Source organism: Hoeflea sp. EC-HK425 (assembly GCF_902498795.1).
Lineage (GTDB): Bacteria > Pseudomonadota > Alphaproteobacteria > Rhizobiales > Rhizobiaceae > Hoeflea > Hoeflea alexandrii.
In genome coordinates this window covers 1,278,112-1,290,436 of sequence record NZ_LR701572.1, presented here as the reverse complement: position 1 = coordinate 1,290,436, position 12,325 = coordinate 1,278,112, and the positions used below count along the sequence as shown (strand labels likewise).

Sequence of the window (12,325 nt, the reverse complement as noted above, 5' to 3'; positions counted from 1 at the left end):
CGTCCTCAACCCTTGGCTTTTTCGTCGCCCGGAAGCACGTAGTCGGTGCCTTCCCAGGGGGAGAGAAAATCGAAATTGCGGAATTCCTGCCTGAGTTCGACCGGCTCGTAGACGACCCGCTTGACTTCATCGTCGTAGCGCACCTCGACAAAGCCGGTCAGCGGGAAGTCCTTCCTGAGCGGGTGGCCTTCGAAACCGTAGTCGGTGAGGATGCGGCGCAGGTCGGGGTGGCCGGTAAACAGGATGCCATAGAGATCATAGGCTTCGCGCTCGAACCAGTCCGCGCCCGGAAACACCGGCGTCAGCGACGGCACCGGAACATCCTCCGACGTCATGACCTTGACCCGGATGCGGAAATTCTGGCGTGGCGACAGCAGGTGATAGACCACGTCGAAACGATCCGCCCGCCCAGGCCAGTCGACGCCGCAGATATCGATGAAGCTGACGAACTGGCACTGCGCGTCATCGCGCAGGAAGGTCATCAGCTCGATCAGATTTCCCGGCACCGCAATCAGCGTCAGCTCGTCATAGGCGAGTTCGGCCCGGTCAATCAGATTGCCTTTGACCTCCACGAGATAGTCGGAAAGATCCTTGAGGGCTTGGCTCATCTTCCGCTCTCCTATCGCTCGATCGTGCCGGTGCGGCGGATCTTCTTCTGCAGAAGCAGAACCCCGTACAACAGCGCTTCGGCCGTGGGCGGGCATCCGGGAACATAGATGTCAACCGGGACCACCCGGTCGCAGCCGCGCACCACCGAGTAGGAGTAGTGATAGTAGCCGCCGCCATTGGCGCAGGAGCCCATCGAGATCACGTAGCGCGGCTCGGGCATCTGGTCGTAGACCTTCCTGAGCGCTGGCGCCATCTTGTTGGTCAGCGTTCCGGCAACGATCATCACGTCCGACTGGCGCGGTGAGGCGCGCGGCGCAAATCCGAATCGCTCTGCGTCATAGCGCGGCATCGACATCTGCATCATTTCGACCGCGCAACAGGCAAGACCGAAGGTCATCCACATCAGCGAACCGGTCCGCGACCAGTTGATCAGCTCGTCTGTAGAGGTAACAAGAAAGCCCTTGTCGGCCAGCTCGTTGTTGATCTCGCCGAAAAACGCGTCGTCGCTGCCAACCGGCTTGCCGGTATTGGGATCGATGATTCCCTTGGGCGCAGGCGCCACCAATGGTGCGTTGCTCACTCCCATTCGAGCGCTCCCTTCTTCCATTCGTACACAAAGCCGACCGTCAGAACGCCGAGGAACGCCATCATCGACCAGAAACCGATCCAGCCGATATCGCCGAACGACACCGCCCACGGAAACAAGAATGCAACCTCGAGGTCGAAGATGATGAACAGGATCGAGACCAGGTAGAACCGCACATCGAATTTCATGCGGGCATCATCGAATGCATTGAAGCCGCACTCATAGGCCGACAGCTTTTCCGGATCGGGATTCTTGTAGGCGATCGCGAATGGCGCGATCAGCAAAGCCAGACCGATAACCAAAGCCAGACCGATGAAGATAGCAATCGGCACATAAGCGCCCAGAAGTTCCGTCATGACGTCCGTTCCTGTATCCGTCACAGTCGAAGCCCCTGCCTTTCCCGAAGGTCTGGAGCCGGCCCCTCACCTGTGCGGCTGATCATGTTGCAACGCGGCGTGGTTAGCGCAGCCCGCCAAGCGGCGCAAGAGCACAAGAAACATTTGATCAGATAGTGTGAGCTTTCGCCACCCAATGTTTCGCCGCACCCCTTTGCACTCACCGTTTTTTCCGTTTCGCTTGCCGCATCGGTGGATTTCGGGGCTTGAAGAGAATCAGTGCCAACACGGCTTTTCCGGCTAAGGCACCTTGCGGAAACGACACGCGACCCAACCTGCCCTGTGCGGCACGGCTCCTGTTGTGCTGTCTCCCGGCGTCATTGTCCGTAGCTGCGGCTGAAGCAGAGCGGCAAGGTCGCGAAGGGAGCGACAACGGGTACAGCATGGGGCACCGGCACAGACTATCCGGCTTGATGGCGACCTGAACCTGGAATCAGCCCGAAAACGAAAAAAGCCCGGCAAAGCCGGGCCTTTTCGCAAATGTGTCCACCCCTCCAAGAAGAGAAGTGGCGCGAGTGACGGGGCTCGAACCCGCGACCTCCGGCGTGACAGGCCGGCACTCTAACCAACTGAGCTACACCCGCGCATTTGTTCCGGAACAGTGGGTGACCGCCGTTCCGTGAGCGGTGAATTACGGCGTTCGCACAAAGGTGTCAAGCGTCGAATGCGAAGGAAAAACGACAAAGTTCAAACTGGGCGAAAACAGTCCCCGGAAGTTCAGGCGTTCCGGGGCCTGTTCACAAAATCATGGTTCCGCGGCCACATTTTTTCTTGCGGATCGCAAGCGAACCCCCTAAAGCATGCGCCACCGATCTGGGGGCGATTAGCTCAGTTGGTAGAGCGCTTCGTTTACACCGAAGATGTCGGGAGTTCGAGTCTCTCATCGCCCACCATTCGGCCTGAACTTTCATGACAATCTCATATGCCAGGCAGGGTCAGCCCTGTGCCGTTGCTTTCGGCTGCGCCAGCACGCCGCCGGTTGCGGGTTTTTTCACGCCGGTGGTCCCGGGATAGGTGATCGGCAATCCCCTCAGCGAGCGCACCGCGAGCCAGGCCCAGGCCTCCGCTTCCATCGAATCGCCGTTCAGCCCAGCCTCCTCGGCCTTGATCACCTGGCCGGTGTGCCGCAGCGCCACGGTCAGGTCCTCGACGACCCTCTGGTTATGGCGCCCGCCGCCGGTCAGGATCCAGAGTTTCGGCTTCTCCGGCAGATGCGCCTGCGCCTTGGCGATGGCCGCGGCAGTCACGAAGGCCAGCGTGCGCGCGCCATCCTCGAGTCCGGCCTCGTCGTCGTCTGGCAGCTCAAAATCGTTGCGGTCCAGCGACACCCGCTCCCGGGCCGTGAAGAACGGCGACGAAAGATAGCGGTTGGCAAGCCCCGACAGCACCCGGCCTTCAGAGGCGATGGCGCCGCCCGAATCGTAGGGAATGCCGGCATGGCGGCTCACCCATTGGTCGATCAGAGTGTTGCCGGGGCCGCTGTCGAACGCGCGCAGGTCTCCATCAGCGCCGATATAGGTGATGTTGGAAATGCCGCCGATATTGACGAAGACGACGGGCGTCTCGCCGGCCCATTCAGCCGGAAGACCAGCGGCAAGCGCCCGGTGATAGGCCGGCACCAGCGGCGCGCCCTGCCCGCCGAGCTCCATGTCATTGGCCCGCAGATCATAAACGACATCGATACCGAGCCGTTCCGCCAGCCGCGCGCCGTCCCCCAGTTGCACGGTCAATCCCTCGAGCGGGCGATGCAGCACGGTCTGGCCGTGGAATCCGACCACGTCGATGTCGCTGGCCGCGAGCCCCTCGCGCGCCAGAAACGCCTCGACCGCCGACGCATGCCGGTCCGTCAGTTCCGTCTCGAGTTCAGCGAGATCACCCGGACGCTCGTGCCGCTCGCGGATTGCCTTTGCCGTGCCAAGCGCCTGCTCGAGCTGCTTGCGGAAGGCCGCATCATAGGGGGTGAAGGACGATCCGCCGCGCAACACGTTTCCATCGCCGTCGGTATCGAGCATGGCGAGATCGATGCCGTCCATCGAGGTGCCGCTCATCAGTCCGATTGCCCGTTTCACAGTCACGTGTGGTGCCATCACCTTCATCCTCGATTCCTTGGCTTTTCCGTGTCACGCAGAATCAGCCTTCTTATGGGGCTGGTTTTTACACGCCCGGGCAAGACGCGTCAGCAGCCGCAGTGACCGGGTTCAGTTGAATGCGCCCGCCGCTAGTGCTAAAGGCCCGCCCGGGCGTTCCTCACCCCGTGACGCCTGATCTGTTTTCCGGAATTGCCGACAACCCCAAGGACAGTGTTATGTCAGCCTTCAAGTCCGATTTTCTCCGCACGCTTTCAGAACGCGGGTTCATCCACCAGCTCTCCGACGAGACTGGCCTGGATGACCTGTTCGCAAAGGAAACCGTGACGGCCTATATCGGCTATGACCCGACGGCTTCCAGTCTTCATGTCGGACACCTCACACAGACCATGATGCTGCACTGGCTGCAGGCGACCGGTCATCGGCCGATCTCGCTGATGGGCGGCGGCACCGGCATGGTCGGCGACCCGTCCTTCAAGGAGGAGGCCCGCAAGCTGATGACCGTCGAGATGATCGAGGACAACATCGCCTCGCTCAAGCACTGCTTCGGCAACTACCTCGATTACGATCGCGCCGAAAATCCTGCCCTGATGATCAACAATGCCGACTGGCTGCGCGGGCTGAACTACCTTGAGTTCCTGCGCGATGTCGGCCGGCATTTCTCCGTCAACCGGATGCTGGCGTTTGACAGCGTCAAGACCCGGCTCGACCGGGATCAGTCGCTGTCGTTCCTGGAATTCAACTACATGATCCTCCAGGCCTATGATTTCGTCGAGCTCAACAAGCGCTACGGCTGCCGCGTGCAGATGGGCGGGTCCGACCAGTGGGGCAACATCATCAACGGCATTGATCTCGGCCATCGCATGGGCTGCCCGCAGCTCTACGCCCTGACCTCGCCGCTCTTGACCACCTCGTCGGGCGTCAAGATGGGCAAGACCGCCAATGGAGCGGTCTGGCTCAATGCCGACCTGCTTCCGGTCTATGATTTCTGGCAGTTCTGGCGCAACACGGAAGATGCCGATGTCGGCCGGTTCCTCAAGCTCTACACCACACTTCCGATGGACGAGATCGCCCGTCTCGAGGCGCTTGAGGGCGCGGAGATGAACGAGGCCAAGAAAGCCCTGGCAACCGAGGTCACAGCGATGCTGCATGGCCGGTCGGCGGCAGAGGAAGCAGCCGAAACCGCCCGCAAGACCTTCGAGGAAGGTGCCATTTCCGAAAATCTGCCGACCATCACGGTCTCCGCATCCGAGCTCGATACCGGCATCGGCCTGCTGGCGCTGTTTGTCCGTGCCGGCCTGGCCGGCTCGAACGGCGAAGCCCGCCGCCATGTCCAGGGCGGCGCCATCAAGCTCAATGACGTGTCGATCACGGACGACAAGACACTCGTCGACGCCGGCTATCTCAATGATGATGGCGTCATCAAGCTTTCGCTTGGCAAGAAGAAGCACGTGCTGGTCCGCCCGCAGTAGCCGGAGGCTCCCACCCCCCCTGGACAAGGCCGCCGACCTCAGGATCTGGCGGCCTTTTTCATGGCCGGAATTCGAAAATCGAACGGAACACGCCGGGCGCGATCACCGAGAGTGGATTGACTTCGAGCAGCGGCGAAGCAGCCATGCCGGTCAGGCGGAAGGTAATGCCGATCAGCCCGCGATCGCGGCCATTGCCCAAGAGCACGCCGATGATCGGCAGTTCGCTGAACAGCCGGTTGACCCCGTAGGCCGGCATGAAGGTGCCGGTCAGGTCGATGCGGCCCTTGCTGTCATGGACCTTTCCCTGGAACGACGCGCCGATCTGCGGGCCGCGGACAACACCTTCGCTGATCAGCAGCTCTCCGTTGCCGGAGACGAGCCGTGCGCTGGCGATCTCGAACCGCGCCACCGACACATCTATATCCGCCTTGACCGCATCCCTGAGGCTCCGGCCGTCCTGCTTGCTCGGCGTGGACACCAGCGAGCCGAGCCGTGGCTCGCCCACGACCTGGAAATTCCTCAGATCGAGGGTTCCGCGCCGCAACGGACCACCCTCGCGCTTCAGCCTGACATTGAGCAGTCCGCCCTGAATCCGCGAATAGATCCCGGCAAACCGCGAAAACGCACCCGCATCACCGCTGGTGATCTGGATCGTTTCTCCCGATGCTCCGCCGGAGATGGCGATCACCACGGCCTGGCCACTTTTGGTCGCCGCCTTGAAATCGAGCAGGTCGATCCGGTCGCCCTGTCCCTTGTAGCTGACGGTCCCTGACGAAAGCTGCTCGTCGGAATAGCCATGGAGGGTCGCGACACTGCCCGACACTTCCACCGGCACCTTGTTGCCCCCCGTGCTTTGGCTGGCAGATTCGGCCGCCTTTGCCAGCGTGATGACCGGCCTCAGGTCGATCGATGCGCCGCTCACCTTGATCTGGTAGCCCTTGCCCTTGCGGTCGATAACTGCCTGGTAGTTGTCACGCGGCGACAGGCCGATCCGGTCGAAACGGGCGGAAGCGAGTTGACCCTTTTTCAGGGAAACCTCGCCCGAGGCCGCAAAGCCGTCGCCCGATAATTTCAGATCAGAAAGCGTCATCGCATCGCCATCGGCCAGCAAGACGAAGTCGAGCTTGGCGCCGACGCCCTCATCTTTCACCCAGCCTATGCCGGGAATGGTGAGTTTGGCGGCTTTCAGGTCAAGGCTGACAAGCTGGCGGCCTTCGGTGTCGGGATCGACTTCCAGTGAAAACCCGACAGGCCCGGAAAACAGTGCGCCACTGCCGGGCGCGATCTTCTCACGGTCTTCAGGGCTCAGCGTTCCGGACAGCCGGCGTTGCACCGCGGTCTGGGACGCCTCGCCCACCGGCTGCACGATATCGAGGCTCATCTGCGCCCCGTCGACCTGCGCATCGGCTTTCAGCGTGGCTTTCTCCGGCGTGACCGACAGGGTGCCGTCCATCTTGCTCAGCATTCTGCCTTCGACCGGCTTGGCGATGTCCACACCGGTCATGTCAAGATTGACGGTCCAGTCCGGCGGCGGTGGAGACTGCTCCCGGATCAATCCGAATCTTGCGGTTACCGTCGATTCGATTTCCCCACTCAGCTCGGACGGCTGTAAACCGATCCGGTCAAGCGCATTGATCGGGTGATAGGTGATCAGTTCGGCAACGGCGTCGGCCTTTCCCTGCACCGCCATCGACAGTTCGGCCATCAGCGGCTGCTTGTCGGCTTCCGGGATAGAGAACACCGCGTCGTTGATGTCCACCGTGCGCCCGGTCGGGAAGAACGCGGTGGCCGATTCGATCGTGACGCTGATTTCAGAGCCGCGAAGCCGCATGTGGCCGGTCGTGTCGCGCAAGGGCGGGATGTCGCCAGCGACGTTCATCCGGGCCCGCTCGATATCAAAATCGATCTGCAACTGGTTTTCGTCAAACGTCACATCGCCATAGGGCTTGTAGTGTCCGGCCGGCGCGGCCAGCTGAATGCGCGCATTGCTCACCGTGCCGCCATAGAGATTTTCAAGCACCCACTGCCTGGCCCGCTTGCCGACCCAGTAGGGCCAAAGCTGCTTGACCGCGGCAGTCGACATCCGCTCTGCCTGGGCGACCAGATTGATTTCCGGGGATATGCCTTCGACAAAACGCCAGGAGGCCGAACCGAACATTGCGCCCTGCGCCGACGCAACCGTCAGCTCGTCGGCGACAAGCCGCCTGTTGGCAGCGTCAAACCAGCCGAAAGCCTTGCCCGCGAAAGGAATTGGTGCCTCGTCGGAATCACCGGGAGCGGCAAGCCCCCTGTCGATGACGAAATCGAAGGCGATCCCTTCGCCGCCGAGATTGTCGAGCCGGTCACTGTCGATCAGCCCGCCGGTAAACGGGATGTTGGTTTCACCGATCCGGAAAATCGAGGGAAGGATCTCGATCTTGTTGGCTGCCGGCATGTAAGCCAGGTTAACGCTGGCATCGCGGATATCCGCCTCGACCCCGCCCATGGTCATTGTCCCATCCACCGCGACCACCTTGATCGAGAGCGCCGTCTTTCGCCTTTCGGTCGCCCGTCCCGCGGTGAAGGTGATCTCGAGTGGCGCCTTCATCCCGTTCTGCCGGTCGCTCGGCCCCTCCGTCAGGAAGTCGATCGCCAGCCCGCCGATTTCGCCGGTCACTTTGGTCAGTTCGCTTTCATTGGGCCGTGCGCTGGCTGAGCCGTTGACCGAGATCCGCCGCCCGGACTGTTCGATTTCCGCTTCGATCTGGTAACGCTTGGCGTCCATGCGGCGCACCAGCGCACTTTCCACCACCACGGGGTCCCCAACGCCGGAAATGCGTATGTCCGAAAACCGGAACGCCCCGGCCTCGACGGCATTGACCTGAACGGCCACGCGGTTGAGCGCATCGAACAGCTGCTCGATCATCGCATCGGTGCCATCCACCCGGAACCCGGCAAGGTCGGTCAGGTTGAAGCCATTGCCCTGCGGTGCGGCCAGCTCAACACCGCCGATTTCCACCGATGAAATGGAGATTCTGCCGGACAGCAGCGCCAGCGGATCGAGCGCGATCAGGGCACTCTCGGCGCGGCTTGCGGGTGTCGTGCCGTCCAGCCGTTCCACCACCACGTCCCGCGCCAGAAGCGCAAGCTGCCCGCGCCCGGTAAGCCTGATCCCGGCACTTTGCAGCTCCGCCCGGTTGTCAGGCCCGACTGCTCGCGCCAGGGCAATCTGTGCCCGCTCGCGGATAAGACCGTCGACCACACCGGTTTCAAGGGCTGTCAGCAGCCCGCCGGCGAGTACCGCGAGCAACAGCACGAGTCCGAACACCCAGCGAAGTGTCGTCCCGCTCCAGTGCCGCGGATGATGCCCGCGCACCAGAATCGCGTCCTTGCACTGCGCCGACGGATACTCGTGCAACCCGGTAATGTCGCGTCTCTTGAACAGAACCTTGTCTATCGGCTTATCCGGCATGGGCGTTGGAACGATATCTTTCTATTATGGCGGTGATTCCGCTGGACTGTCGGTTGGCCGTTTATATATCCCCGGAAGGCAGGGTCACCTGCGAAAACGCGACTGAACCGGCGAAAGGGTTTGATAGTGAACGAATTGCTTGAAGGCGCACCGGCGCCAAATATGAATTTGCCACGCGATGGCGGCGGAAACGTGTCGCTGGCTGAATTGGCCGGCAAGAAAGTGGTACTCTATTTTTACCCGAAAGACGATACCAGCGGCTGCACGACCGAGGCACTCGACTTCACCGCACTCGCGGACGATTTCGCCGCCACCGGCGCCGCGGTCGTCGGCGTCTCGCCCGACCCCGTAAAGGCGCACGACAAGTTTGTCGCCAAGCACAATTTGGGCGTCATCCTGGCCTCGGACGAAGAAAAGACCGTTCTCGAGGCCTACGGCGTCTGGAAGGAAAAGAGCATGTACGGCCGCCAGTATATGGGCGTCGAGCGCTCCACCTTCCTCATCAACGCCAATGGCGAGATCGCCAGGATCTGGCGCAAGGTCAAGGTCAAGGGGCACGCTCAGGAAGTGCTCGAGGCGGCCAGAGCGCTTTGATCTCATCAGAACATCAGGATCCGGATTGAAGTGACAGCACAAGCCCACACCATACTGTCCCTGCGCGACGGCGCCGCGCAGGCGATCAGGGCTGCGGACCTGGTTGAGAAAACCGCTCTCGCTCAGGACGTCGCCAGGCGCTGGCATGCGCGACGGCTGTCGCTTCGCTCACCGCTCGACACGCTGGCTCCGGTGCGGCCCGGCCGCCCGGAAAGGCCGGAGCTTGTGCCGCCCACCAAGGTGGTCCGGCGCTCGCTCAATTCGCGCCGCGGCCGGATCGCGCTTCTGCATGCCATCGCCCATATCGAGCTTAACGCGGTGGACCTTGCACTCGACATCGTTGCCCGGTTCGCCGCCGCTCCCATGCCGCAGAGCTTTTTCGACGGGTGGATGCAGGTGGCATTCGAGGAAGCCAAGCATTTCAACCTGGTCAGGGAGCGGCTTCAGGCGCTGGATGCGGATTACGGCGACATGCCGGCCCATGACGGGCTGTGGCAGGCCGCCCACGACACCCGTAACGACCTGACCGCGCGTCTCGCGGTGGTGCCGCTCATCCTCGAGGCCCGCGGGCTTGATGTCACCCCTTCCCTGCGCGCCAAGATGCGCGAGGTCGGAGACCATGACACCGCCGCTGTCCTTGATGTCATCTACGAGGACGAGAAGAAACACGTCGCCGTCGGCGCAAAGTGGTTCCGCTTCATCTGCGCCCGCGAAGGCAGGGATCCGGCCGAAACCTTCCGCCTGCTGGTACGGGCCAATTTCCGCGGAGGCCTGAAGCCTCCCTTCAACGATCTGGCCCGCGCCGCTGCAGGGCTGACCCCCACCTTCTACCGGGCTCTGTCGAGCCAGAACATGTCCTGATCCCATTGAATTTGCCTGTCGCGGCTTCAATTCAAAGCTTTATTAACCTTAACAGGCTGTAATCCCCTCGAACAATCAACGGCAACCCGTTCTGAGGATTATCGCGTGTCGCAGAGGCAGGACAGCCGCGTATTTGGCAAGAGGCCAAAGCATTCCCACACCATCATTTTCGCCAGCGGCGAAACCATCCGGCACATCACGGTTCGTCCCTGGATGGCTGGCTTGCTGATGTCCGTGCTCGGGGTCATGGCAATCGGCTATCTCGCTGCCACATCCTATCTGGTGCTGCGCGATGATCTGATCGGCGCGTCGATGGCGCGCCAGGCCCGCATGCAGCACGCCTACGAGGACCGCATCGCCGCCCTGCGTTCGCAGGTCGACCGGGTCACCAGTCGGCAGCTCCTCGACCAGCAACTGATGGAGGAGAAGGTCGCCGAACTGATTGCTCGCCAGAACGCACTCAGCAACCGCCATGGCAAGCTCGGCCCGCTTCTCGACCGCGCCGGAGCCGCGGCTGGCCAGGTGCCGGTTCCAATTGTCAAACCGAAGGACCAGGCCTCGCTGCCTGCCGTTTCGGCGAAAACCGCGCGTCTTGCAGCGCTCGCTGCCCAGCCCACGATCGTCTCGGATCCGGCGGAAAAGCATCTCAATCCGCTGGCATTTGCGCCTGTCTCCAAGCCAGCGGGGCAGGAATCCGTCGGCGAACGCGCAGACCGGATCTTCTCAAGCGTCACGCTGTCGCTCAAGTCGATTGAGCGTGAACAGATCGAAAAGATGCAGGGCCTGGCCATCGACGCCTTCGAAACCGCTTCGGAGATCGGCGAAATACTCAAATCCACCGGCCTTCCGGTACCGGCGTATGACGACAACGCAGTCGGCGGTCCGTTTGTCAGGCCCAATGATCCCAATGCCTTCGAGGCGACGCTTGACGATCTCGACCAGGCACTCGGCCGGCTCGACACAGTGCGGCGCCATGCCCGGAAACTGCCGATAGGCATGCCTGCGCCCGGACGCGAGATCACATCCCGCTTCGGCAACCGCCGCGATCCCTTCCTCGGCCGGCTCGCCTTCCATGGCGGGATTGATTTTCGCACCCCGACCGGAACCCCGATCTATTCCACCGGCTCGGGAACCGTTGTGCATGCGGGCCGCAATGGCGGCTACGGCAAGATGGTGGAAATCGACCACGGCAACGGCCTGACCACCCGTTATGCTCACCTCTCCGCCGTTGAGGTTCGCGAGGGCGACCGCGTCGGCATCGGCGCCCGTATCGGAAAATCCGGCTCGACCGGACGGTCCACCGGCCCTCACCTGCATTATGAAGTCCGCCGCAATGGAAATGCCATCGACCCGATGCGTTTTCTCAAGGCCGCACAGAAGCTCAAGCCGCTGCTCGTCTCCAACTGACCGGGCGGTTTGGCCGCTCCGTCCGGGACGCATCCCGCAGACACGAAAAAGGGCCGCAAAAGCGGCCCTTCTCTATTCCATCAAGTGCTCTGATTACAGAACGCCTTCAGGCACCAGCACCTTGTCGATGACGTGAATGACGCCATTCGAGGTATCGATGTCGGCGGTTACCACCTTGGCATCGTTGACCATTGCACCGTTGTCGAGGTCAATAGTGACCATTGAGCCCTGAACGGTTGCAGGGGTCGAATCGTCGACGAGATCGGTCGACATTACCTTGCCGGGCACCACGTGGTAGGTCAGCACGGCAACCAGCTTGTCCTTGTTTTCCGGCTTCAGCAGGTCATCGACGGTCATTCCGAGTGCGGCAAAAGCCTCATCGGTCGGTGCGAAGACCGTGAACGGGCCGTCGCCTTTCAGTGTATCGACAAGACCTGCTGCCTGAACGGCTGCAACCAGGGTCTGAAAGCTGCCGGCTTCGACGGCCGTGTCGACGATGTCCTTCTTGTCCGAATGCGAACCGGCCATGGCGGCACCACCGGCAAGACCAAATGCGATGACGGCTGCTGCGATAGTCTTTGTCAGTTTCATAAGTAAACTCCGTTGTGAGGTGTAGCCCCCCGACGCGACCTTTCACGCAGGCCGGTGTGCATTGGTTCACCGCCTCACCCCGTCAGAAGGGGTGAAAATGAAAACGCGCCTTCACCGTTTGTCGAGCCTTGAAAAAAACAGCAGGCGCCCAAGCGGCCGGGGGTGCCGATACTGCCCTTATCCGGGCTTTTCCTTGACTTAATGCACTGCAGCGACTATTCGAAAGCCTATGGGACCGCGCCAGACACCGCGCTCCCGCGCATCGCCGCAAA

At 61.9% G+C, this 12,325-nt stretch carries 10 protein-coding genes and 2 tRNA genes; 5 read left to right on the top strand and 7 right to left on the bottom strand.

The window, feature by feature from the left end; all coding sequences use genetic code 11:
- Window positions 1-5 precede the first annotated feature (5 nt).
- The 4 genes from SPHINGO391_RS08895 to SPHINGO391_RS08880 form a co-directional block, all read right to left on the bottom strand.
- The gene (locus SPHINGO391_RS08895) at window positions 6-608 is read right to left on the bottom strand and encodes an NADH-quinone oxidoreductase subunit C (protein WP_152008499.1); all 603 of its coding nucleotides are present in this window, start codon (window positions 606-608) and stop codon (window positions 6-8) included.
- 11 nt (window positions 609-619) lie between these two features.
- Window positions 620-1,195, bottom strand: a complete 576-nt coding sequence (locus SPHINGO391_RS08890; protein ID WP_152008498.1) for an NADH-quinone oxidoreductase subunit B — start codon at window positions 1,193-1,195, stop codon at window positions 620-622.
- On the bottom strand, window positions 1,186-1,551 hold the full coding sequence (locus SPHINGO391_RS08885; protein WP_152008497.1) for an NADH-quinone oxidoreductase subunit A: 366 nt from the start codon (window positions 1,549-1,551) through the stop codon (window positions 1,186-1,188). The genes SPHINGO391_RS08890 and SPHINGO391_RS08885 overlap by 10 nt, the downstream gene beginning before the upstream one ends.
- Before the next feature lie 546 nt (window positions 1,552-2,097).
- A tRNA-Asp gene (locus SPHINGO391_RS08880) sits at window positions 2,098-2,174 on the bottom strand.
- 233 nt (window positions 2,175-2,407) lie between these two features.
- Here SPHINGO391_RS08880 and SPHINGO391_RS08875 point away from each other — a divergent pair.
- A tRNA-Val gene (locus SPHINGO391_RS08875) sits at window positions 2,408-2,483 on the top strand.
- Between the two features lie 42 nt (window positions 2,484-2,525).
- Here the strand turns inward: SPHINGO391_RS08875 and SPHINGO391_RS08870 are convergent.
- The gene (locus SPHINGO391_RS08870; RefSeq protein WP_152008496.1) at window positions 2,526-3,677 is read right to left on the bottom strand and encodes an anhydro-N-acetylmuramic acid kinase; all 1,152 of its coding nucleotides are present in this window, start codon (window positions 3,675-3,677) and stop codon (window positions 2,526-2,528) included.
- Between the two features lie 218 nt (window positions 3,678-3,895).
- Here SPHINGO391_RS08870 and tyrS point away from each other — a divergent pair, with 218 nt between their 5' ends.
- Window positions 3,896-5,149, top strand: coding sequence for a tyrosine--tRNA ligase (tyrS, locus tag SPHINGO391_RS08865; protein ID WP_152008495.1), 1,254 nt, complete (start codon window positions 3,896-3,898; stop codon window positions 5,147-5,149).
- Window positions 5,150-5,207: 58 nt separating this feature from the next.
- On the opposite strand, the gene SPHINGO391_RS08860 is transcribed toward tyrS, so the two are convergent.
- Window positions 5,208-8,600 (bottom strand): DUF3971 domain-containing protein, encoded by a 3,393-nt coding sequence (locus SPHINGO391_RS08860; RefSeq protein ID WP_152008494.1) that lies wholly within the window; start codon window positions 8,598-8,600, stop codon window positions 5,208-5,210.
- Window positions 8,601-8,726: 126 nt separating this feature from the next.
- Between SPHINGO391_RS08860 and SPHINGO391_RS08855 the strand changes: the two genes are divergently transcribed.
- From SPHINGO391_RS08855 to SPHINGO391_RS08845, 3 genes are all read left to right on the top strand, one after another.
- Window positions 8,727-9,194 carry a peroxiredoxin gene (locus tag SPHINGO391_RS08855; RefSeq protein WP_152008493.1) on the top strand — a complete coding sequence of 156 codons (468 nt, stop codon included), beginning with the start codon at window positions 8,727-8,729 and terminating at the stop codon, window positions 9,192-9,194.
- 30 nt (window positions 9,195-9,224) lie between these two features.
- A complete protein-coding gene (locus tag SPHINGO391_RS08850) occupies window positions 9,225-10,055 on the top strand; it encodes a ferritin-like domain-containing protein (RefSeq protein ID WP_193217237.1) in 831 nt (276 codons plus the stop codon).
- Between the two features lie 105 nt (window positions 10,056-10,160).
- Window positions 10,161-11,462, top strand: coding sequence for a M23 family metallopeptidase (locus SPHINGO391_RS08845; RefSeq protein ID WP_152008492.1), 1,302 nt, complete (start codon window positions 10,161-10,163; stop codon window positions 11,460-11,462).
- A 93-nt stretch (window positions 11,463-11,555) separates the two neighbouring features.
- Here the strand turns inward: SPHINGO391_RS08845 and SPHINGO391_RS08840 are convergent, their stop codons facing one another.
- On the bottom strand, window positions 11,556-11,990 hold the full coding sequence (locus SPHINGO391_RS08840) for a fasciclin domain-containing protein (protein ID WP_244615385.1): 435 nt from the start codon (window positions 11,988-11,990) through the stop codon (window positions 11,556-11,558).
- Window positions 11,991-12,325: the final 335 nt, after the last annotated feature.

Bases quoted from the DNA above. Each gene is read 5' to 3' on its own strand.
- SPHINGO391_RS08895 (WP_152008499.1), bottom strand. From the start codon at position 608: ATGAGCCAAGCCCTCAAGGATCTTTCCGACTATCTCGTGGAGGTCAAA.
- SPHINGO391_RS08890 (WP_152008498.1), bottom strand. From the start codon at position 1,195: ATGGGAGTGAGCAACGCACCATTGGTGGCGCCTGCGCCCAAGGGAATC.
- SPHINGO391_RS08885 (WP_152008497.1), bottom strand. From the start codon at position 1,551: ATGACGGAACTTCTGGGCGCTTATGTGCCGATTGCTATCTTCATCGGT.
- SPHINGO391_RS08870 (WP_152008496.1), bottom strand. From the start codon at position 3,677: ATGGCACCACACGTGACTGTGAAACGGGCAATCGGACTGATGAGCGGC.
- tyrS (WP_152008495.1), top strand. From the start codon at position 3,896: ATGTCAGCCTTCAAGTCCGATTTTCTCCGCACGCTTTCAGAACGCGGG.
- SPHINGO391_RS08860 (WP_152008494.1), bottom strand. From the start codon at position 8,600: ATGCCGGATAAGCCGATAGACAAGGTTCTGTTCAAGAGACGCGACATT.
- SPHINGO391_RS08840 (WP_244615385.1), bottom strand. From the start codon at position 11,990: ATGGCCGGTTCGCATTCGGACAAGAAGGACATCGTCGACACGGCCGTC.